Genomic DNA, 22,707 nt, shown 5'->3' on the forward strand with positions numbered 1-22,707 from the left:
CCGGCCCTGGGATGACAATGCCCGGCCCCGAGGTGGGGGAGCCCGGCATCGCCGCCAAGGTTCGGCGTAGTTGATCCCGCAGGCCGCCCAGTGTCCACAGCGCTGACATCAACGAGCCTGCCGTCGAAGGACTCCTTGAGGATCGTTGGAATTCCGCGGTTCCTCTTCGGGGTGCGGCGCCTGTGCGGGGTTGATGTCAGCACCATGGACACCGGCGACCCGACAGGCCGCTTCCCTCGGCCCGCCGTCGCCTCCAGAACAACTGCCCCGCCCCCCGTGCTCCCGCCTGAGAGGCCAGAACAGTCACATGCGTCAGAAGTCAGGAGACAAGGAAGCCGGGCGGCGCTCGGGCGTTTGGTGGGGAGGTAGGACCGCGCTCAGGCGGTCGGCGGGGCGGTTGAGCCGCGCACGAGGAACTCGGTGGGGATGATGATGCTGCGGCTGCCGTCCAGGGGCCCGGAGGCCGCCTGCTCCAGCACCAGGTCCACCATCTCGTGGCCGTGCCGTTTGAAGTCCTGACGCACCGTGGTCAGAGGCGGGAAGCTGTACTCGCCCACCGCCAGTCCGTCGAAGCCGACGACTGAGACGTCGCTGGGCACGCGCCTTCCCTGCTCGTGCATGGCCCGGATGAGGCCCAGGGCCAGCTCGTCGTTGGCGCAGAAGACGGCCGTCACCTCCGGGTCCGCGGCCAGGCGCAGGCCGGCCTCATAGCCCGCTGCGGCCTCCCAGTCGCCGGGTATCGGCTCGGGAACCTCCCGTCCCGCCTCCCGCAGGGTCCTGGCCCAGGTGGCTCTGCGGATGAGGCTGGACTGGGAGTCCTCGGGCCCGCACACGTGGTGGACGGTGCGGTGCCCCAGCTCCAGAAGGTGTCCGACGGCGTCGCGCACCCCGCCGACCTGGTCGGCGCTGGCCGAGGGGTAGTAGTCCACGAGCGTGGAGTCCGAGACCGCCACCGGCATCGAGGGGGGCAGTACCAGCTGCTCGCGTCCGGCCCGCCCTGCCTGCACGACGACAAGCCCATCGATGGCCTGGTGGGAGAGCCGGTAGACGGCCTCGCGCAGGTCGTTGGAGGCGGGGTGCTCCACCTGGACGAGGTTGACGGCGTAGTCGGCGGCGGTGGCGGCCTCCAGCACGCCCGCGGTGGTCAGGGCCTCCCCGGTGCGCTGGATCTGCTGGGTCAGTACGCCGATCGTCTTGAAGGAGCCGCGGCGTAGGGCCTGAGCTGCGCGGTTGGGGGAGTAGCCGAGCTGGTTCATCGCGCGCAGGACCCGCTCGCGGGTATCGGGCCGGACGTGCTCCGAGCCCGCCGCCACGCGCGACACCGTTTGAGCCGAGACGCCGGCCAAGCGGGCCACGTCGCTCATCGACGGCGCTCCCTGCGCGCCCCGGCTCTGCCCTAGCATGACGCGAGGTTATCAGGATTGTCAGGGGTAACCGCATCCTGACGATGTGATGACGTTACCATATCGATCCGCCTTTGAGGTCGGTGGGGCCAGAATCTTGTGGGTAGATCTGCCTCACTGGAGCAGATCTCATCTACTATGTTGACGTCAACAAGCAGGCGTTGCACTGCTGCGCGTCCTCTGTTCCCGTCAACCCCCTGGGGAGCCGAACAATGATCGTTCCTAGACACTTCGAGGACCTCGACGTCCTCCATGAACACACGCTGCCGCCACGCTCCTACTACGTGCCCGCATCCCGACCCATCGCCACCAGCCCCTGGAGGCGGGAGGACTCCGACCGCTTCCATCTGCTCAGCGGTCAGTGGGCCTTCCGCTACCTGCCCAGCATCCACGAGCTCACCGAGCCCTTCTGGGAGGAGAAGGCCCCCGAGACCGACGACGAGCACCGCGAGGAGGGCCCTGCCGCCGTTCCGGAGGGCTTCACCATGATTCAGGTGCCCAGTACCTGGCAGCACCTGGGCTACGACCACCACCAGTACACCAACGTCCGCTACCCCATCCCCTTCGACCCGCCTCACGTGCCTCAGGACAACCCCTGCGGCGCCTACATCCGCGACTTCGAGTACACCCCGGACCCCGCCGCCCCCAGCACTTACCTGACCTTCGAGGGCGTGGACTCCTGCTTCTACGTGTGGCTCAACGGCACCTACGTCGGCTACAGCCAGGTCTCCCACGCCTCCGCGGAGTTCGATGTCACCGAGCTCGTCCGCCCCGGCGCCAACCGTCTGGCCGTCCTGGTGCTCAAGTGGTGCGACGGCACCTACCTGGAGGACCAGGACAAGTTCCGCACCAGCGGCATCTTCCGCGACGTCTACCTCCTGAGCCGTCCGGCCGCCGTCCTGTTCGACTATGTCACCACCACCTCGCTCGGCCCGGTGGTCGGAACCGGCTTCGACGCCGGCCCGTCCACCGCCCTCATCAAGATCCAGGGCGCCTACCGGGGCGGGCCCGTCCCCACCTCCGTCGAGCTCGTCGACCACGACGGTGCAGTGGTGGCCGCCGGTGAGCTGGAGCCCTTCGCCGGCGACGACGGCTATACCCACCGGACCCGGCTCACCGTCGAGGCCCCCTACCTGTGGAGCGCCGAGGACCCCTACCTCTACACCCTGGTCATCACCACGCCCGACGAGGTCATCACCGACCGGGTGGGCATCCGCGAGGTCGAGGTGAGTGACGCCGTCGTCCGCCTCAACGGCCGGCCCATTACCCTGCGCGGTGTCAACCGGCACGACTCCGATCCCGCCACCGGCCCCGTCGTCGACCTGGAGCACATGCTGTGGGACCTGCGCCTGATGAAGGAGCACAACATCAACGCGGTGCGCAGCTCCCACTATCCCAACGATCCGCGCTTCTACCAGCTGTGCGACGAGCACGGCTTCTACGTCATGTCCGAGGCCGACAACGAGAGCCACGGCACCCAGAGCCGGTTCCTGGCCGACCCCTCCTGGGACAACCAGGTCGAGCACTGGAACGAGCCCATCGCCGATAATCCCGAGTGGACCGAGGCCACCGTCGACCGCATGAGGCTGTGCGTCCACCGCGAGAAGAACCGCCCCAGCATCATCTCCTGGTCCGCGGGCAACGAGTGCTCCTACGGCTGCACCCTCGAGGCGGCGCTCTTCTGGGTCAAGGACTTCGATCCCACGCGGCTGACCCACTATGAGAGCTCCTACTACCGCGACTCCAAGCGCCGCTACGACTACTCCTGCATCGACCTGTACAGCCGCATGTACCCGGCCATCGAGGAGATCCGCGACTACCTGGACTCCGACCCCGACAAGCCCTTCATCCTCGTGGAGTACTGCCACGCCATGGGCAACGGCCCCGGCGACCTCGAGGACTACTGGGAGATCATCCGAGCCGACGAGCGCATGTGCGGCGGCTTCGTGTGGGAGTGGTGCGACCATGCGGTCACCGCCGGGACCAGTGATGACGGCCGGCCGGTCCACCTCTACGGAGGCGACCACGACGAGGCCGTCCATGACGGCAACTTCTGTGTCGACGGGCTCGTCTCGCCCGACCGTGTCCCCCACCCCGGCCTGGCCGAGCTCAAGAACGTCCAGCGCCCCGCCCGCGTCATCGAGTACGACCAGGACGAGGGTCTGCTCACCATCCACAACGACCTCGACCACACCGACCTGTCCCAGTACCTGCGCATCTCCTACGAGGTGCGGTGCGACGGCGTCGTCGTGGACCGTGAGGACCTCGACCTGGTGGAGCCCGTCCCGCCGCACACGAGCGTCATGCTGCGCTGCGAGCCGAGCGTCCCGCCCACCGGCCGCTGCCACCTGCTGGTCACCTACCGGCTCGCGCGCCCCGACTCGCTGCTGGCCGCCGGTCACGTCCTGGGCTTCGACGAGATCGCCCTGCGCAACGCCGACAGGCGCCACCGGTGGGTCGCCGCGCTCGCCAACCGCCCCATCGGTGAGACCCGACTTCCGGTCAGACGTGAGGGCACTCGGATCGAGATCGACAGCGACAGGCTGAGCTGCGCCATCGACACGCGCACCGGTCTGCCCGGCTCTCTGTCCACCGAGGGGCGCGAGCTCCTGGACCGCCCGGTCGAGCTCAACATCTGGCGGGCGCCCACCGACAACGACCGCCACGTGCGCCTGGAGTGGGAGCGCGCCCACTACCACCAGGCCGTGGCCCGCGCCTACGGCGTCGAGGTCGATGAGGAGCCCGGTCGGGTCACCGTCAGCGCCGACGTCGGCCTCGTGGCGCCCTCGGTCCAGCCGGCCCTGCACGGACGGCTCATCTGGACCCTCGCCGACGACGGCGTCCTGAGCCTGAGCCTGCGACTGCGCCGGACGCTGGGCTTCCCGAGCCTGCCGCGCCTGGGACTGCGCCTCTTCCTGCCCGAGTCCATGAACCAGGTCGACTACTACGGCCTGGGCCCGCAGGAGAGCTACATCGACAAGCACCGCGCCAGCTACCACGGGGCCTTCAGTGCCGAGGTCGTCGACCTCCACGAGGACTACATCAGGCCCCAGGAGAACGGCAGCCACGCCGACTGCAACAAGGTCGTCCTCTCCGGAGGCGGGCTGAGCCTGGCCGCTGTCGGGCCGACCCCCTTCTCCTTCAACGCCTCCCGATACACGCAGGAGGAACTGGCTGCGCGCCGCCGCAACACCGAGCTGACGCCGTCGGGCAGCACGGTCCTATGCCTCGACGCCGCCATGGCCGGTATCGGATCCAACAGCTGCGGGCCCGCCCTGCGGCCCCGCTACCAGGTCGACAGCCAGGAGCTGGGGATGGAGCTCCATCTCCTGCTCAACCCCCTCATCACCCACGCCAGCACTCACAACGAGGTGAAGCCATGAGCAGCGACTCTGCCGGCAAGAAGACCGGCGCCCCCGCAGCAGGAATCGGACTGGAGGCGGCCAGCGAGAGGAAGTACCTGAAGTGGTACAACAAGGTGGGCTACGGATCGGGCGACGTCGCCGGCAACGTCGTTTACGTCCTGCTGACCTCCTTCGTCATGATCTACCTGACGGACACCGTCGGGCTGAATGCGGGCGTCGTCGCCACGCTTCTGATGGTCTCCCGCATCTTCGACGGATTCTCCGACCTCATCTTCGGGGCGCTGCTGGACCGCACCAACACGCGGATGGGCAAGGCCCGCCCGTGGATGCTGTGGGGGTTCGTGGGCTGTGCCATCCTGATCATCGCGATCTTCGCGATCCCCACGAGTCTGGGGAACATTGCTAAGTACGCCTGGTTCTTCATCGCCTACACGCTGCTCAATGCCGTCTTCTTCACGGCCAACAACATCGCCTACTCCTCGCTGACCGCACTCATTACCCGCAACGGGGCCGAGCGTGTGCAGATGGGCTCCATCCGCTTCATGTTCGCCTTCGGGACGAACCTGCTCATCCAGAGCGCCACCGTGGGCGGCGTGGCCATGTTCGGTGGCGGCGCGAGCGGCTGGCGGACGATGGCGATCCTCTACGCGCTGCTCGGCCTGGGGGTCAACACGCTCTCGGTGCTCTCGGTCAAGGAGTTGCCGCCCGAGGAGCTCGTGGGTGAGGAGGAGCCCGAGGAGGACAAGCTCTCGGTGGGGGAGTCGGCCAAGATTCTCGTGTCCAACAAGTACTACCTCATTATTCTCATCGTCTTCCTCCTCACCCAGATCTTCACGGCGATGCTCAACATGGGCATCTACTTCATGAAGTACGTGCTGGGCGATGCGGACCTGCTGAAGACCTTCGCCTGGTCCATCAATGTTCCCCTCATGATCGGGCTCCTCATCACGCCTTTGGTGGTGAGTCGCTTCGGCGGCATGTACCGGATCAACATCATCGGCTATGTCATCGCGACCCTGGGGCGGCTCGGGGTACTCGTGGCCGCTTACATGGACAGCCTTGCGCTCATGCTGTTCTTCTCCGGGGTCGCGGCTCTGGGTATGAGCTCGCTGCAGGGCACGCTCAACGCCCTCATCGCCGAGGCCTCGGAGAACACCTGGCTGCGCACGGGCAAGCGCATCGACGGGCTCATGTTCTCCTGCACCTCGCTCGGTGTGAAGGTGGGTGGCGGGCTCGGCGCGGCCATCTCCGGGTGGCTGCTGGCCGCCGCCGGGTACGACGGGAACCTCAAGGTCCAGCCGGAGTCCGCCATCCAGATGATCTACGTCATGTACGTGTGGTTGCCGCTCGCGGCCAACGCGCTCATCCTCTTCCTGCTCATGCGGCTCGACGTCGAGAAGGTCAACACCCGGCTCAAGGAGGAGGCCGACGCGCGGGCCGAGGTGGAGGTCGGCGCCGGGGCGACCGGCGGGGGCTCCGTGGTTTTAGGTGAGGCCGACGACGCCGTCGGTGATGGCGACGCCGGTGGCGATGCCGGGAGCTCGGGCGCCGCGCAGAGCGGAGGCTCGACGAGCTGAGGCTGCGCGAGCGGCTCGACTCGTGGGTGGGGGCGAGACTGAGGTGCGCGGATGGCGCGCCCTCGCCCCCACCTTCCTTCCCGGGGCGGTGCGCAGGCGGAGTTTCTTCTCTGTCGGCGTGCCGCCCGTCGTGTTGTCGTCGCCTGCGTCGCCACCGAGGACGTACTTTCCGATCGAGGACTGCGTTGTCCTCCAGGCTACTGGGATCTCCCCGCAGTCATCTGGGGGACAACGCAGTCCTGGTACCGAAAGTAAGTCCTCGATGGGGCGGTGGCTCCCGCGGCGCGGGTGGCTGGGCCGCGATGGACTCGCCCGCGGCCTGAATGTCCTGCCCCACCCCCACCGTCCCTTCCGGAGCCATCCAGGAGCGCATGCTTGCCAGACCGAGGAGCGCCGCGGTGTCGTCGGCCGGTACCGCCCCGGGGTGGCGCGGGCCGGTGTGACCGGAGAAACTGGGCTGTATCCCACACGAGCGTGATAAACGTGAGTCTTTGGTGATGAGATCGTCTAAGGCTAGGCTTACCTCGACCGTAGTGATCTGAGATTGATACATGACGTGGAGGTCGAGTGTTTCTCGCCAACCTGCTCATTGCCCTGAGGGAAGGCCTGGAGGCGGCACTCGTTGTCAGCATCATCGTCGCCTACATGGTCAAGTCCGACCGCCGGGACGCCCTGCCCAAGCTGTGGTTGGGGGTCGGGCTGGCGGCACTGGTCCCACTGGTCGCCGGCGCCATCATGACCTGGGGCCCCAAGACCCTCACCTTCCAGGCCCAGGAGATCCTCGGAGGCCTCCTGTCCTTCGTCGCCGTCGGCCTGGTGACCTGGATGATCTTCTGGATGGGGAAGAACGCCCGCGAGCTCAAGGGCGAGCTGGAGGGCTCGCTGTCCAAGACCCTCGCCGAGGGTGGCTCCGGCTGGGGTGTCGTCTGGATCGCCGTCGTCGCCGTCGGGCGCGAGGGCGTGGAGACGGCTCTGTTCGTGTGGGCCACCGTGCGCTCCAGCATCGAGACCTCCATCATGCAGACGACGGCGGGCGTCGTCACGGGCCTCGTCCTGGCCATTGTGCTGGGCGTCCTCATCTACCAGGGCGCGGTGCGCATCAACCTCCGCATCTTCTTCGCCGTGACCGGCTACTTCCTCATCGTCGTGGCCGCCGGCATCGTCGCCTACGGCATCGGCGACCTCCAGGAGGCGGGCCTCCTGCTCGGCCACACAAGCCACGCCTGGGACCTGTCCTCCTACCTGCCGGCCAACACCTCACCCCTCCACTGGCTCTACGTGCTGCTCGAGGCCATGTTCCAGCTCAACCTCCAGCCCTCCGTGCTGCAGGTGCTGGGCTGGTGCCTCTACATCGTGCCGACCCTCGTGCTGCTCACCCTCCAGATCATGGGGCGGTGGCCCGCGCCGCGCCAGAAGGACGGCATCGAGAAGGTCGACGCCGGCGCGCAGGCCTCCGTCGACGCCGTCGAGGCCTCCTGACCGCCTCCACAGACCCTGACCCACCCCTGATCCACCACCGCTTCTTCGTAAAGGAAAGACAGATGCCCACCATCAAGCGACGCAACGTGCTCGCCATGCTTCCTCTGACCGCCATGGGGCTGGGTCTGGCAGCCTGCGCCGACAACCCCAAGAACGCCAAGGGCGGTGCCTCGGGATCCGGCAAGGCCCAGGAGATCACGGTGACCCTCACCGACGACTCCTGCAAGCTCTCGTCCACGTCCTTCCCCTCGGGTGTCGTCACCTTCACCATCACCAACTCCGGCACGGTGCCCAACGAGTTCGAGGTTCTCACCGAGGACAAGCTCCAGATCATCTCCGAGCAGGAGAACATCGGCCCCGGCACCACCACGAAGCTCACCACCTCCCTCAAGGAGGGCACCTGCTACGCGGCCTGCAAGCCCAACATGGTCGGCGAGCTCAAGGGTGTCACCGAGCTGAAGATCACCAAGGGCGCCGCCGTCGACGTCAGCGCCGATGAGGCCAAGGCGCGCGAGGACGCCGTCAAGAACTACACCGCCTACGTGCGTGATCAGGCCGGCCAGCTCCTGACCGCCACCCAGGGCTTCGTCACCGCCTACACCTCCGGCGACACCGCCACTGCCAAGAGCCTCTACCCGCTGGCGCGCCAGTTCTACGAGCGCATCGAGCCCACCGCCGAGTCCTTCGGCGTCAAGGAGGCCGGCGACCTCGACAGCGCCCTGGACACCCGCGTCCAGGACCTCGCCGCAGGCGCCGGTAAGGCCGTCACCGACAAGGAGGTCATCTCCGGCTGGACCGGATGGCACCGCATCGAGGCCGACCTGTGGGTCCAGGACTCCTCCAGCCCCTTCAAGTTCGCCGACGACGCCGCCCGCAAGAAGGTGGCCGACCAGCTCAACACCGACACCAAGTCACTCTACGACCTCGTCTACGGAAACATCACCGGCACCGGTGGGAAGAAGTTCGAGCTCGGGCTCGAGGACGTTGCCAACGGCGCCTCCTCCCTCCTCGAGGAGGTCGCCACCACCAAGATCGTCGGCGAGGAGGAGACCTTCTCCCACACCGACCTCTACGACTTCAAGGCCAACGTCGAGGGCGCCAAGGTCGCCTACGGCAACGTCGAGGACCTCATGAAGAAGAAGGACGCCAAGCTCGCCGAGAAGATCACCACCCAGTTCGCGGCGGTTGAGAAGCTCGTCGAGGCCCACGTCTCCGGGAAGGCCGCCAACGGCGAGCCCACCTACGCGGACTACTCCACCATCGCCGCGGTGCAGAAGGATGCCGGCGAGGCTCCGGACAAGAACTCCTACACCGACACGCAGCGCAAGTTCTCCGACGCCGTCAACGCCCTGAGCGAGTCCTTGTCCAAGGTCGCCGGGACCATCCTCTGAGGCCGCGAGGCCAGAGCAACCCGGACGCCCCGGAAGGAGTCAGCAGTGAGTGGCAAGCCGGTCGACGAGCCGGAGACCTCCCCGGTCGCGGATGACGCGACCGCCGCGGAGGCGGCGCAGGCGCAGCAGGAGCCGCAGCCCCCGACGTCGGAAGGACCGGGTGACGGCTCTCCGGCCTCCGACTCGGCGGAACAGTCTGAGGACGCCAGCACGTCCGACACGGCTGACGAGCCGCAGAAGCCGGATAAGGCGGATGAGCCCGCGAAGCCTGGACAGGCCGGGAAGCCCAGCACCAAGGGGACCAGCCGCCGCGCCATGTTCACCGGTGCGGGCCTGGGCGCCGCGCTCGCGGGCCTGGCCGGTGTGGCCGGCGGGCGCGCCTGGGAGGCCTCCCGGCGCCCCGAGGACACCATCCTCACGACCTACCCCTTCCGGGGTGACCACCAGGCGGGGATCACCACCCCCGCCCAGGACAACATGTTCACGGCGGCCTTTGACGTCTCCACCACCGACGTCGAGGAGCTCAAGACCCTCCTGTCCGACTGGGCCGTGGCCGCCGAGCAGATGACCGCCGGCGAGCTCATCGGCGGACAGCCCAGCTCCAACAAGCAGCTGCCGCCCAAGGACACCGGCGAGGCCTGGGGCTACAAGCCCAACGGCCTGACCATCACCTTCGGCGTGGGCAAGGGCCTGTTCGTCGACGCCGACGGCAAGGACCGCTTCGGCCTGGCCGCCAAGATGCCCGCCGTCCTCAAGGAGGGCATGCCCTCCTTCGCCGGCGACCAGCTCCACGCCGCCCAGTCCGACGGCGACCTGCTCATCCAGGCCTGCTCCAACGACGCCCAGGTGTGCGTCCACGCGATCCGCAACCTCACCCGTATCGCCTTCGGGACCGCCGCCCTGCGGTGGAGCCAGGTCGGCTACGGGCGCACGTCGTCGACCTCCGTGGACCAGGAGACGCCGCGCAACCTGTTCGGCTTCAAGGACGGCACCAACAACATCAAGGCCGAGGACTCCTCCGAACAGCTCAACAAGCACCTGTGGGTCCAGAAGGGCGACGACGCCGCAGCCGAGTGGATGACGGGCGGCACCTACTACGTGGCTCGGCGCATCCGCATGCTCGCCGAGATCTGGGACCGTCTGCGGCTCATCGAGCAGGAGCAGACCATGGGACGCGACAAGCGCTACGGGGCGCCGCTGAGCATCGCCAACCCCACGAAGTCCTCCGAGGAGTTCACGACCGTGGACTACGCGGCCAAGGACGACAAGGGCGAGACGCTCGTGCCGGCCGACGCGCATATCGCCGTCGTCTCACCCGAGCAGAACCAGGGACGCCGGATGCTGCGCCGCGGCTACAACTACACCGACGGCTCCGACTCCCTGGGGCTGCTGCAGACCGGCCTGTTCTTCATCGCCTTCGTGCGTGACCCGCGCACGAACTTCTACCCGATCCTGGACCGCATGACCAAGAGCGACGCCCTCCAGGAGTACCTCAAGCACGAGGCCTCGGCCCTGTTCGCGATCCCCCCGGGCATCAAGGAGGGCGACACCATGGTGGCCGCCTCGCTCTTCAGCTGAGGACGGGGCGGCTCCCGCCGTGCGGGCGACGGTCAGCGGTCGGCGTCGGCCAGTGCCTTGAAGCCGGTGATCGCGGCCAGTGCCACGGCCAGGATGCCGGTCAGGGTGAGAGCCAGCGTCCGGAAGGTGGGTAACGACGTCGCCAGGAGTGGGCCTGCGCTCGTGCCGACGAACAGGATGAACCCATTGAGCGCCATGCCGCTGCCGCGGTTGGGTGCGGAGACCTGTCCATAGAGGCTGATCATCGCCGGCACAGCCAGCGCGACCCCGGCGACGTACACGACGCTGCCGGCCACCAGGCCCGCCAGGCTCTCCGCCAGCAGCGCCTCACCGAGCATGCCCAACGCCGAGACCCCGAAGCCGAATCGGGCCGTCTGCGCCCAGGACCACCTGGCCGCGAGCCGGCCCGCGACGAGGCTGAGGAACATGACCGGCAGGGCCGCCAGGCGAATGAGGATGATCGTCGAAGGCCGCATGCCCAGCGACTCCAGATGACCGCCGACCCCCGTGTACATCGCGACGAACACCATGAGCAGCGTGACGTGCGCCAGGCTGAGCGCCAGAACCGCCGGCCTGAGCGAGAGCCGCCCCAGTGATGCGAACTGCCCCCGAAGCGAGGAGCCCGAGGGGCCGGAGGTGGAAGCGGCGTCGTGCACAACGACGAGGACGGCCGCCAGGGCCACAGCCAGCAGCCCGCCGCACAGGGGGAAGAACCACCGCCACCCCAGGTGCAGCGCGACCAGCGAAGCCAGGACCTGGCCGACGATCCCCGCCACGAGGAACGACGTCGACATCGCCCCAATCGCCCCGGCCCGCCTGGGTGGTGCCAGCGCCTCGGACAAGTAGGCCAGGGCCACGGGTGCGAAACCGGAGGCGCTCAGTCCCTGGATCGCACGCAGGGCCGCGAGTGCCGGCAGGGACGGGGCCAGGGCGCAGCAGATGGTGGAGGCAGTGAGGATCCCCAGCGCGAGCGCCATCGTCCTTCTCCTGCCGTAGTGGTCGGAGACCGGCCCCCAGATGAGGAAGCCCGCGGCGTAGGTGAGGCTGAACGCCGTCGACAGGGCGACGGTGGCGTTGCCGTGGAGGTCGATCGAGATCGGGGCGAGCAGGGGGATGGCGGCATACAGCTGGGTCAGGACGAGCAGTGCGGTGACCACGAGGGCCGCGGTGGAGCTGCTGCCGGCGGGGTAGGCGGGGGAGGCCGACCGAGTCGTCGACTGGGGCGAGGGCTCGGGGGAGTGGGCGACGTCGGGATGCTGATCGGGTCGGTGCGAGGGAGACATGAGAACCCCTTTCCAACGTAAGCGTTGGAAATGACTCTAGTAAACTGGAAGGGAAAGTGCAACGGTAGCGTTGGAGTTTGCCGCCGGCGCTCGCGGACACGGGAGACGGAGTGTCATGGCCTGGGACACCGAGGGGACCAAGCGCAAGATCAAGGACGCCGCCACCACCGAGTTCACCCGCCGCGGTCCCGCTGGGACCACCGTGGAGCGGATTGCCAAGCGGGCGGGGGTCAACAAGGAGCGCGTCTACAACTACTTCGGCTCCAAGGACCGCTTGTTCTCCGAAGTCCTGCGCGACGAGTTGACCAGGGCGGCCGAGGCCGTGCCGCCCGCCTTCGACGAGGGCGAGGATGTGGGGGACTACGCCGGGCGCCTGTACGACTACCACCGGCAACGCCCTGAGCTCATCCGGCTGCTGTGCTGGGAGGCCCTCACCTTCGACGACGAAGTACCCGAGGAGGAGCTGCGGCGCGAGCACTACCAGCGCAAGATCGCCGGGGTGCGCAGCGGTCAGGATGCCGGTGCCCTGACCCGGGACGTCGACCCCGGGGCGCTCATACTCATGCTCATGTCGCTGACCGGCTGGTGGTCCACCGTGCCCCAGGTGGCGCGGATGCTGTGCGGGCCCCTCGATGATGGGGAGGCGCACGAGCGTCAGCGCGCCGTCGTCGTCGACGCGGCCCGTCGGCTCGCCGCACCCCGCGACTGAGCGCGGGGATGCCGACTGGGCCAAGATGGACCCATGCGCGACCTGAACGACCTGACCCGCCCCACCGTCCCCTCCGGCGCCATCCAGGAGCGCATGATCGCCGAGACCGAGGAGCGCCGCGGCGTCGTCGGTCCGGCCCCGGCCCTGCCTGACGACGCCGGAGCCCCCGCTGCCCTGCGCACCGCCCTGGGTGAGGTCGTCGCCGAGCTGGCTCCGCAGATCGTCGACCTCTCCCACGACATCCACGACCACCCCGAGACCGGCTATGAGGAGCACCACGCCGTGGCCACGGTCGCCGCGCTGCTGCGCCACCACGGCATCGAGCCCGAGGTCGGCGTCTACGGCATGGACACCGCCCTGCGCGCCGAGATCTCCGGGGCCGGAAGCACCGACGCCGCCGCAGACTCCGGTGAATCAGCCGGCACCATCGCGATCCTCGCCGAGTACGACGCCCTGCCCGGCATCGGCCACGGCTGCGGACACAACGTCATGTGCGCCAACTCCGTGGGCGCCTTCCTGGCCCTGGCCGCCCTGGCCCGCTCCCACCCCGGCGCCCTGCCCGGCCGCGTCGTCCTGCAGACCACGCCCGCCGAGGAGAACTCGACCGCCAAGGAGATCCTGGCCGTGCGCGGCATGCTCGACGGCGTCGACGCCGCCATCCAGACCCACTCCTACGCCCACGACGTCACCCACCAGACCTGGCTCGGCGTGCGCCGCCTGCGCGTCATCTTCCACGGCGTGCCGGCTCACGCCGCCTCCCAGCCCTTCATGGGCCGCAACGCCCTGGACGCCGCCACCCTGGCCCTGACCGGCATCGGCCTGCTGCGCCAGCAGATGCTCCCCATGGACCGCCTCCACGCCATCATCACCGACGGCGGCCAGGTCCCCAACATCATCCCCGAACGCACCGAGCTGTCCATCATGGTGCGCTCGAAGTACCTCGAGACCCTCAAGGAGATCGCCGAGCGGGTCGAGGAGGTCCTCCACGGCGCCGCCCTCATGACCGGAACCGGCGTCGAGATCCTCACCTCCGAGTACTGCAACGAGGTCCCCGTCCGGGACAACGGCCCTCTGCTCAGCTCCTGGGCGCGCTCCCAGCGCGAGCGGGGCCGCGACCCCCTGGCCGCCGGGGTCCTGCCCGAGACGATCGCCGCCGGCACCGACTTCGGCAACGTCTCCCAGCGCGTTCCCGGCATCCACCCGCTCATCAAGGTCACCGACCGGCCCGACGTCGCCCTCCACACCCCCGCCATGACCGAGGCCGCCGGCGCCCCCACCGGGGACGCGGCCGCGCTCGACGGCGCCTATGGGCTGGCCGCCGTCGCCCTGGACTGGCTGCACGACGCCGAGCTGCGCCGGGCCGTACGAGCAGACTTCGAGGCTACCGGCGGGGCGATCGACGTCGCCGGCTTCTGGGAGGAATGAGCCGGGGTCAGGCCGCCGGGCGGCGGATGAGCAGCGCCCCGGGGTCGATGCGCACCCGCATGCCCTGCGTGGGCGCCAGCAGGTCCCCGTCGACCTCCACCAGGGCCGGCGCCGAGAGCTGGACGGCCACCTCCGCGCCGCGCCGCAGCACCACTCGCCCCAGGGAGCGGCCCGACTCGGAGTAGCGCGCCGCGTAGGGCGGCAGCACCTGGCGCGCCAGCGAGCTCCAGCCCGCCAGGCCCGCCACCGTGTCGATGGCGGCGACGTCGAGCAGGCCGTCGTCGGTGCGGGCCTCGGGCAGCAGGGTGATCCCGGCCGGGAGGCGGCCGCCATTGGCCACCAGCAGGTTACGGGCGGTCAGGCGCTCCACGCGCCGCTGTCCGGCCTCGTCCAGGAGGCTGAGCACCAGGTCCATGCGTGGCGAGCCTAGGTTCTCCATGGCCGCCAGCGCGTAGGCGCCCCAGCCGACCCGCGCTTTGAGGGCCGGGCGCGTGGAGGCCACCAGCCCGGCGTCGAAACCGATCCCGGCCACCACCATGCAGGCGTGCTCGTCGCCGAGTGTGGGCCGGGTCCACTGGCGCGGCCTGCGGGTCGCCCTCTGGATCGTGCGCACGGCCCGGGCCGCCTCGGTCGACAGCTGCTGGGAGTCGGCCTGAGTGGGCGGGGCGCCTGGCGGGACTGCTGAGGCTCCGTCTGTCAGGGTGCCTGAGTCGGAGTCGACGTCGGGATCGGACCAGTGCTCGGTGCGCACCCAGGCCAGGTCGGCGGGAAGATCGACCCCGTGGGCCACTGCCCGGGCCGCGGCCCGGGTGTCCCCGACCGGCACCCCGAGGTTGCGGGCCGCCAGGTTCGCCGTGCCCAGCGGGACGATGCCCATCTGGGCGCCGGTGCCGGCCAGGCCGGCCGCCACTGATCGCACCGTTCCGTCACCGCCGGCGGCCACCACCAGCCTGGCCCCGGCGGCCAGGGCCAGGCGCGCCTGCATCATGCCGGGCTCGGAGACACTCGTCTCCAGCCATACGGGCCCGGCGTAGCCGGCCTCGCGCAGCTCGTCCTCCAGCAGGGACCGCACTGCGGTGGTGGCGCGCGGCTTGGAGGGGTTGACGACGACGCAGGCCAGTGGTCGCCCGGTGCGCGTCGTCGCCCGGGTGCCGCCGTCGGTGCCGCCCGTCATAGGGGCAGGCTAGTCGTCCTGAGGGGCCCGGTCACGGCCCGGGAGGGGATGGCGAGTGCGGGCGGACAGAGAGCGCAGGCCGCCGGCGAGGAGCGCCCCGGAACTGGCGGGCTCAGGCCGCGGCCGGGTCCGTGGCGGGGGAGACGGGCAGGTCGGCCTCTCGCACCAGGCGCGAGATGAGGCCGGCGAGCTGGGCGAAGTCGGCGCCGCGGGAGGAGGAGACCCGGTGCACCAGGCCCATGTGGCGCACCGGCGCCTCGCCGCCGAAACGGGCGACGCCGTACTCCGAGGAGGGGGCCAGCAGCTGGAGCGCCCCCTCGGGGATGATCGTCACGCCGGAGCCGTGGGCCACCATGCGGGTCACCGTCGACAGGGTGGTGGCCACCGCGACCGGCGGCTGGGAGCCGTAGCGCTGGCACAGGGCCAGGGTCTGGTCGCGCAGGCAGTTGCCCTCGTCGAGCAGGAGGAGGGGCTGGTCATCGAGCTCGGCCGGGCTCACGTCCGTGCGGCCGGCCCAGGGGTGGTCGGCGGCGGTGAGGACGACGAGCCGCTCGTCGAACATCGGGATCGCGGTGGTGCGCTGGAGGTCGTCCTCCAGGGCGATGATGGCGGCGTCGAGGCGCCCCTGGGCGAGCTGGTCGAGGTTGTCCCCGGTGACCATCTCGCGCAGGTCCAGCTCCATCTGGGGCAGGGCCTCACGCAGGCCGTCGATGAGAACGGGGGCCAGGTAGGGCGCGATCGTGGGGATGATGCCCAGGCGCATCGTGCCGCTCAGGGCGGCGCCCTGGCTGGAGGCGGCCTCGTTGAAGGCCTCGGCCGCCAGGACGGCGTCCCGGGCGAAGGGCAGCAGGGCCTCGCCCAGGGAGGTGACCAGGACGCGACGGGTGGTGCGCTCCACCAGCTCGCCGCCGACACGCTTCTCCAGCGCGGTGATGGCCTGGGACAGGCTGGGCTGGCTGACTCCGAGCGCGGTGGCGGCCTCGCCGAAGTGCTGGTGGTCGCACAGCGCTACGAACGCCCGCAGCTGGGAGAAGGACGGAGATGATGTGGTCGGCATGAGTTGTGGTCCTGTGGTCGGGGCCCGCATTCGCAGCGGTCGGTGAGCCTGATATGACGGAGTGACAGAAAATCGGGGACAGACGACTGGCCGGGAGGTGCGGGGAGAGCGGTGCGCTGGAAGGTGCGGGCGGGCCTCCAACGTGGCGGCCCGGAAACACCGTCGGGAACGATAGGGTGCACCGATTGAAATAGATTCTATTCACAGGTGGATTGCGTTGGTAAGAGGGGTGTGGGTCACGTTCGCCGTCAGGAGGTGGTGCGGACGAGGGTGAGCGTGTATGCATCACGGCCCCGCCGGCCCGCTCCACGACCACCCGATCTCCCGGATAATTCATGGATTCCAGGGTCCTCGGGTTGTCCCGACGGCGGGCCGGGCGACGGGGGATCGACGTCGATCCCGTCCCGTTCCGCCCCCGAGTGTCGGCTCGGCCACTCGCCCGTGACTTTGATCGTCGCCGGCCTTCCCCGTCTCCGCCGCCGGCCCCGCTCGCGGCCCGAATCCGTCCGGGATGCTGCTCGAATGCTGCCCGGGGCGCGGTCCTGACTACACTCGGGACCATGATCGACCTGCGTGCGCTTCGTGAGAACCCCGAGCCCTTCCGCGCCAGCCAGCGAGCCCGTGGTGCCGACGTCGATCTCGTCGACCGCGTCATCGCCGCCGACGAGACCCGTCGTCAGGCGCTGGCCGCCTTCGAGAACCTCCGCGCCGAGCAGAAGCAGGTCTCCCGGTCCGTGGGGAAGGCGTCGCCGGAGGAGCGCCCGGCGATCCTCGCCAACGCCAAGGAGCTGGCCGAGCAGGTCAAGGCCGCCGAGGCCGCCTCCTCGGCCGCCGCCGCCGAGCTCGACGACCTGGCCCGCCAGTTCGCCAACCTCATCGAGGGGGCGCCATCGGGCGGCGAGGAGGACTACGTCGTTCTGCGTCACGAGGGCGGCGAGCCCCGCGACTTCGCCGCCGAGGGATTCGAGCCCGCCGACCACCTGGCGATCGGCGAGGGCCTGGACATCATCGACACCCGCCGCGGCGCCAAGGTCTCCGGCGCCCGCTTCTACTACCTCAAGGGCTGGGGCATGCGCCTGGAGCTGGCGCTCATGACGGCCGCCCTGGACGCCGCCGTCGCCCACGGCTTCACCCCGATGACCACCCCCACCCTCGTGACCCCGCAGGTCATGGGCGGCACCGGTTTCCTGGGCGCCCACAGCGACGAGATCTACTACCTGCCCGCCGACGACCTCTACCTCACGGGCACCTCCGAGGTGGCCCTGGCCGGCTACCACGCCGATGAGATCCTCGACCTGTCCGCCGGGCCCAAGCGCTACATGGGCTGGTCCACCTGCTACCGGCGCGAGGCCGGGGCCGCCGGCAAGGACACCCGCGGCATCATCCGCGTCCACCAGTTCAACAAGGCGGAGATGTTCTCCTACTGCCGCCCCGAGGACGCCGAGGCCGAGCACGCCCGGCTCCTGGCCATGGAGGAGGAGATGCTGGCCCTGGTCGAGCTGCCCTACCGGGTCATCGACACCGCCGCAGGGGATCTGGGCTCCTCGGCCGCCCGCAAGTTCGACTGCGAGGCCTGGCTGCCCACCCAGCAGCGCTGGATGGAGGTCACCTCCACCTCCAACTGCACCACCTACCAGGCCCGCCGCCTGGCCGTGCGCGAGCGTCGTGAAGGCGGCACGAGCCCCGTGGCCACCCTCAACGGGACCCTGGCCACCACCCGCTGGATGGTCGCCATCCTGGAGAACCACCAGCAGGCCGACGGCTCGGTGCGCGTGCCCGCGGGCCTGCGCCCCTACCTGGGCGGCCTGGAGGTCATCGAGCCCGTCGGTGCCACCGCCTGAGGGTCGGCCCCATGAACCCCACGTCCGCCTCCAGCCCGGGTGCCGCCCGCGGAACCGATACCGACGTCGTCGGTGACCCCGATCCCACCGGCAACGGCCCGGTCGTCAATCCCGAGACCGGCATCGCCCCGGCCGGCCAGCCCTTGACCCACCTGGGCGGCTCCACGGAGTACGTCGGGCACCTCGAGGACGGCGCCGGCCACACCGCAGGCACCGGCGAACGCGCCCTGCGCCGTCGGCCCCTGGACCACGAGGAGTACCACGCCCTCGTCCAGGACCGGATGCGGGACCTCGACGCCCTGGAGGCCGACGGCGGCGCCCGGCTCGCGCCCGGCCACGGGCTCCTCGTCGCCCTCGACGTCGACGGCACCATCCTCGACATGGATGGGAGCGTCTCGGAGCGGGTCATGGCCTCCATCGCCCGCCTGCGCGCCCACGAGGTCCCCGTGGTCATCTCCACCGGCCGCGGGATCGCCGCCGCCATGCCGGTGGTGCGCCACCTGGGGCTGAGCACCGGCTGGATGGTGTGCGCCAACGGCGCCCTGACCCTGCGGCTCGACCCGGACGCCCCCGGCGGCTACGAGGTGGTCGACTCGCGCACCTTCGACCCGCGCACCGCCATCGAGACCCTCCACGCCGCCGTGCCCGACGGGATCATCGCCGTGGAGAACCCCGGCCTCGGCTTCAAGGTCTCCCGGCTCTTCCCCGACGGCGAGCTCATCGAGGACCAGCGGGTCGTCAGCTTCGACGAGCTCGTCTCCCAGCCGGTCACCCGCGTGGTCCTGCGGGCCCCGGGCATGCCCGTGGAGCGCTTCTCCCAGATCGTGGCCGACTCCGGGCTGCACTCGGTGGAGTACGCCATCGGCTGGACGGCCTGGCTCGACGTCGCCCCCGAGGGCGTCACCAAGGCCTCCGCCCTCGAGGCGCTCATCGCCCGCCTGGGCAACGACTCCGCCCACGTCCTGGCGGTCGGGGACGGCTCCAACGACGTCGAGATGATCGAGTGGGCCGGAGCCGGCGTCGTCATGGGCAGCGCACCGCAGTGGGTGCGCGACCGCGGCGATATCCTGACCGAGCCCGTGTGGCGGGACGGCTGCGCCGCCGTCCTGGACGCCCTCATCGAACGAGTAAGGCACCCCTGATGCGACAGTCCCCCCTCCCTGTCTCCCACAACAACTCCATCCACCAGGAGCTCGCCGTTCGCGCAGCCGGTCCGTCCGGTGGGGCGAACGCTCCTGGCCGAGGACGCGCGGGCCGTCGGCTGCGTCGGGGCGGCCGCCTCCTGGCCGCCGCCAGCACCCTGACCCTGGCGGCCGCCGTCACCGCCGCCTGCTCAGTCGGCGGGTCCGGCTCGGCGTCGGCCACCGGCTGCGCCGCCTACCAGGCCTACCAGGGCCACAAGGGCGCCACCGTCACCATCTCCAGCGGCTTGACCGGCACCGAGGCCGAGCGCTTCGAGGCCTCCGTGGCCGAGTTCGAGAGCTGCACGGGCATCAACGTCGAGCACACCGGCACCGCCGAGCTGCGCTCCCAGCTGCTCAACGGCTCGGGAGCGAACCTGTCCACCAGCACGGGGGCCTCGCCCTCGAGCCAGGACAACCCCGAGAACCTGCCCGACCTGGCCATCGTGCCTCAGCCCGCCATGGTGGCCGAGCTCGTCGACACCGGCGTCGTCCACCCGCTGCCGAACAAGGTCAACAGCAACGTGGAGGCCGGCTGGGACCGGCACTGGATCCAGGTCGGCATCCACGCCTCCGTGCCCTACGGCGCCCCGCTCATGGCCTCGGTGAAGTCCCTCGTGTGGTACTCGCCGGACGCCTTCAAGAAGGCCGGCTACGAGGTGCCCGACACGTGGGGCGAGCTGGAGGCCCTCACCAGCAAGGTCCGGGCCGATCACCCCGACGGCTCCGTGACGCCCTGGTGCGCGGGCGCCGCCGACGGGGAGTCGACCGGCTGGGTGCTCACCGACTGGCTCGAGGACGCCCTGCTCTCCACCCAGGGGCCCGGCGTCTACGAGACCTGGGCCTCGCACCGGGTGCCCGTCGACTCCTCGAACGCCGTGGATGCCCTCAACGCCGTCAACTCCCTGGTCCTGGACAACGGGAACGTCGCCGGCGGGCGCGGCTCGGTCATCTCCCGCACCCCCGTGCAGGCGGGGTCCGACCTGGTCAAGGGAAACTGCCTCATGCTGCACGCCTCGTCGTCCTTCGAGAGCCGCTTCCCCGAGGGCACCGTCATCACCGACGCCGACGGCGCCAACCCGGTGACGGTCCAGGCCCCCCGCCCGACCGCGAGCGCCACCGCCGCCGCCGCCGGCGGCGGGACGTCCGGGGCGACGGCGACGCCGAAGGGCACGGCCAGTGCGACGACTAAGGCCGGTACGGCGGGAACGAAGGTCTCGGCCTTCGTCACCCCGGCGGCGGACCGCGGCTCGGACTCCGTGCTGGTGGGCACCGACTACCTCGTGGCCTTCACCCGCTCGGACGCGGTCAACGCGGTCATGGAGTACCTGACCTCCCAGGAGTGGGCCCGCACGCGGATGGCACTGGGCGGGGTGGCGACCGCCAACCAGGGCGTCGACCCGGACCTGGCGCCCAGCGACGTCGGCAGGCGCACCACGAGACTGCTCCAGTCGCGCCAGACGACCGTGGAGATGGATGCCTCGGACTCGATGCCCGTGAGCGTGGGCAGCAGCGCCCTGTGGGTCGGGCTGAGTCGGTGGTCGACCGGGACGGTGACCCCCAAGGAGGCGCTCAAGCAGGCCGAGTCGGCCTGGCCGAAGCGGAAGTAGCGGGGGCGGTGGGCCGCGTCGCGTGAGGCGCGGGAGTGAGCCGCTCAAGAGCAGTCGGGAGCATTGATCCGTGTCAGGCGGGTCGATAGCCTTGGACCCCCAGCGGATCAAGGAGGACTCATGGGACTGGGATGGTTCGGCGCCCCCGAGCACAAGCGTTGGCTGGCCTACGAGACGCATGCGCTGCTGCACTACGCGCGCGCCGCGCAGGTGCCCACCGGATTCGGGTGGATCGGTCAGGACGGTGAGGTGGACCCCTCCCATCACGTCGAGCTGTGGATCACCGGCCGTATGACCTTCGCCTTCTCCCTGGGGGCGCTCATGGGGATCCCCGGCTGCCGCCGCTACGCCGACCACGGCGTGCGCGCCCTGAACGGCCCCCTGCGCGACCCGGTCAACGGCGGCTGGTACTCGGCGATCGGCCCCGAGCCCGACGCCGAGGGGCGGGGTGTTCCGGTCGATCGTGACGCCCGTAAGGAGTGCTACCAGCACGCCTTCGTGCTCCTGGCCGCCGCCACCGCGACGGCCGCCGACCGGCCCGGCGCCCATGAGCTGCTGCGCGACGCCATCGAGGTCCAGGACCGCTACTGGTGGGACGAGGGCCAGCAGATGCCGGTGGACTCCTACGCCGCCGACTTCACCGGCCCCGAGGACTACCGCGGCATCAACGCCGCCATGCACACGGTGGAGGCCTACTTGGCCACCGCCGATGTCACCGGTGAGGTGCGTTGGCTGGAGCGGGCCCTGAAGATCGTTGACTTCGCCGTCAACGTCCAGGCCCGCGAGCACGGCTGGCGCCTGCCCGAGCACTACTCCACCTCCTGGGAGCCGCGCCTGGACTACAACCGCGACGAGCCCGCCCACCCCTTCCGGCCCTACGGCGTCACGCCGGGCCACGGGCTGGAGTGGGCGCGCCTGACCGTGCAGCTGCGCGGGGCGCTCATCAACCGCTCCATGAGCGCGCCGGACTGGATGCTTGAGGCCGCTGAACACATCTTCGAGCAGGCCCGCACCGACGGCTGGCGCGTCGACGGCGCCCCCGGCTTCGTCTACACCACGGACTTCGACGGCAAGCCGGTGGTGCACGAGCGCATGCACTGGGTCGTCTGCGAGGGGATCTCGGCGTCGGCCGCCATTCGCCAGGCTCTGCTCGACGACGGTCGCGGGGAGATCGACGTCGAGCACTACGAGCACTGCTACCGGGCCTGGATCGACTACGCCGAGGAGTTCCTCATTGAGGCGCCGGGCGTGTGGACCCACGAGCTCGACCGCGACAACCGGCCCTCGACCCGCACCTGGGCCGGGCACCCGGACATCTACCACGCCCTGCAGGCCACTCTCATGGCGCGCCTGCCGGTGTGGCCGGCGATTGGGCAGGCCCTGGCCGAGGGGCGGCTCGACGAGCCGAACTCGCTGCTGCCGGTGCGCGCCAGCAAGTCGCACCGGCGCGGGTTCTTCGGCAGGTCCTAGGGACTGTCGCGGAAGCCGGCCGGAGCCGGGCAGTCGGGGCAGGGGCCGCGCGTTCGTAGGGTAGGCCGCGCGTTCGTACCCTCTACCCCTCGAACGCGAGCCCTAAGGTACGACCGCGACGTTGGCGACCGGTGGGCTCACGGTGACCGCGGGCCCACCGGGAT

The 22,707-nt window shown here is 70.1% G+C and carries 15 protein-coding genes; 11 read left to right on the plus strand and 4 right to left on the minus strand.

The window, feature by feature from the left end; translation table 11 throughout:
- Nucleotides 1-377 precede the first annotated feature (377 nt).
- A complete protein-coding gene (locus RIV12_RS05165) occupies nucleotides 378-1,364 on the minus strand; it encodes a LacI family DNA-binding transcriptional regulator (protein ID WP_309322644.1) in 987 nt (328 codons plus the stop codon).
- Between the two features lie 251 nt (nucleotides 1,365-1,615).
- On the opposite strand from RIV12_RS05165, the gene RIV12_RS05170 reads away from it, so the two are divergent.
- The 5 genes from RIV12_RS05170 (at nucleotide 1,616) to efeB (ending at nucleotide 10,793) form a co-directional block, all read left to right on the plus strand.
- A complete protein-coding gene (locus RIV12_RS05170; protein ID WP_309322646.1) occupies nucleotides 1,616-4,786 on the plus strand; it encodes a glycoside hydrolase family 2 TIM barrel-domain containing protein in 3,171 nt (1,056 codons plus the stop codon).
- Nucleotides 4,783-6,345, plus strand: a complete 1,563-nt coding sequence (locus RIV12_RS05175; protein WP_309322648.1) for an MFS transporter — start codon at nucleotides 4,783-4,785, stop codon at nucleotides 6,343-6,345. Before RIV12_RS05170 ends, RIV12_RS05175 begins: the two co-directional genes overlap by 4 nt.
- A gap of 567 nt (nucleotides 6,346-6,912) precedes the next feature.
- Nucleotides 6,913-7,824 carry an iron uptake transporter permease EfeU gene (gene efeU / locus RIV12_RS05180; protein ID WP_309322650.1) on the plus strand — a complete coding sequence of 304 codons (912 nt, stop codon included), beginning with the start codon at nucleotides 6,913-6,915 and terminating at the stop codon, nucleotides 7,822-7,824.
- A gap of 62 nt (nucleotides 7,825-7,886) precedes the next feature.
- The gene (gene efeO / locus RIV12_RS05185; RefSeq protein WP_309322652.1) at nucleotides 7,887-9,215 is read left to right on the plus strand and encodes an iron uptake system protein EfeO; all 1,329 of its coding nucleotides are present in this window, start codon (nucleotides 7,887-7,889) and stop codon (nucleotides 9,213-9,215) included.
- Nucleotides 9,216-9,260: 45 nt separating this feature from the next.
- On the plus strand, nucleotides 9,261-10,793 hold the full coding sequence (efeB, locus tag RIV12_RS05190; RefSeq protein WP_309322654.1) for an iron uptake transporter deferrochelatase/peroxidase subunit: 1,533 nt from the start codon (nucleotides 9,261-9,263) through the stop codon (nucleotides 10,791-10,793).
- 32 nt (nucleotides 10,794-10,825) lie between these two features.
- Here the strand turns inward: efeB and RIV12_RS05195 are convergent, their stop codons facing one another.
- Nucleotides 10,826-12,076, minus strand: a complete 1,251-nt coding sequence (locus RIV12_RS05195) for an MFS transporter (protein ID WP_309322656.1) — start codon at nucleotides 12,074-12,076, stop codon at nucleotides 10,826-10,828.
- A 115-nt stretch (nucleotides 12,077-12,191) separates the two neighbouring features.
- Here RIV12_RS05195 and RIV12_RS05200 point away from each other — a divergent pair, with 115 nt between their 5' ends.
- Nucleotides 12,192-12,785, plus strand: a complete 594-nt coding sequence (locus RIV12_RS05200; RefSeq protein ID WP_309322658.1) for a TetR/AcrR family transcriptional regulator — start codon at nucleotides 12,192-12,194, stop codon at nucleotides 12,783-12,785.
- A 33-nt stretch (nucleotides 12,786-12,818) separates the two neighbouring features.
- Complete coding sequence (locus RIV12_RS05205; RefSeq protein WP_309322660.1) at nucleotides 12,819-14,210, plus strand: M20 family metallopeptidase; 1,392 nt, start codon at nucleotides 12,819-12,821, stop codon at nucleotides 14,208-14,210.
- 7 nt (nucleotides 14,211-14,217) lie between these two features.
- Here RIV12_RS05205 and RIV12_RS05210 read toward each other — a convergent pair whose 3' ends face one another.
- Entirely contained in the window at nucleotides 14,218-15,384 is a 1,167-nt protein-coding gene (locus RIV12_RS05210; protein ID WP_309322662.1) for a diacylglycerol/lipid kinase family protein, read from the minus strand.
- Between the two features lie 112 nt (nucleotides 15,385-15,496).
- On the minus strand, nucleotides 15,497-16,441 hold the full coding sequence (locus RIV12_RS05215) for a LysR substrate-binding domain-containing protein (RefSeq protein ID WP_075419198.1): 945 nt from the start codon (nucleotides 16,439-16,441) through the stop codon (nucleotides 15,497-15,499).
- Nucleotides 16,442-17,001: 560 nt separating this feature from the next.
- On the opposite strand from RIV12_RS05215, the gene serS reads away from it, so the two are divergent.
- From serS to RIV12_RS05235, 4 genes are all read left to right on the plus strand, one after another.
- Nucleotides 17,002-18,282 carry a serine--tRNA ligase gene (gene serS / locus RIV12_RS05220; RefSeq protein WP_309322664.1) on the plus strand — a complete coding sequence of 427 codons (1,281 nt, stop codon included), beginning with the start codon at nucleotides 17,002-17,004 and terminating at the stop codon, nucleotides 18,280-18,282.
- An 11-nt stretch (nucleotides 18,283-18,293) separates the two neighbouring features.
- Complete coding sequence (locus RIV12_RS05225) at nucleotides 18,294-19,424, plus strand: HAD family hydrolase (RefSeq protein ID WP_309322666.1); 1,131 nt, start codon at nucleotides 18,294-18,296, stop codon at nucleotides 19,422-19,424.
- Nucleotides 19,424-21,073 carry an ABC transporter substrate-binding protein gene (locus RIV12_RS05230; RefSeq protein WP_309322668.1) on the plus strand — a complete coding sequence of 550 codons (1,650 nt, stop codon included), beginning with the start codon at nucleotides 19,424-19,426 and terminating at the stop codon, nucleotides 21,071-21,073. The genes RIV12_RS05225 and RIV12_RS05230 overlap by 1 nt, the downstream gene beginning before the upstream one ends.
- A gap of 120 nt (nucleotides 21,074-21,193) precedes the next feature.
- The gene (locus tag RIV12_RS05235) at nucleotides 21,194-22,543 is read left to right on the plus strand and encodes an AGE family epimerase/isomerase (RefSeq protein ID WP_309322670.1); all 1,350 of its coding nucleotides are present in this window, start codon (nucleotides 21,194-21,196) and stop codon (nucleotides 22,541-22,543) included.
- The last annotated feature ends 164 nt before the right edge of the window (nucleotides 22,544-22,707 follow it).

The sequence above is a fragment of the Actinomyces stomatis genome, from assembly GCF_031292835.1.
GTDB classification, from domain to species: domain Bacteria; phylum Actinomycetota; class Actinomycetes; order Actinomycetales; family Actinomycetaceae; genus Actinomyces; species Actinomyces stomatis.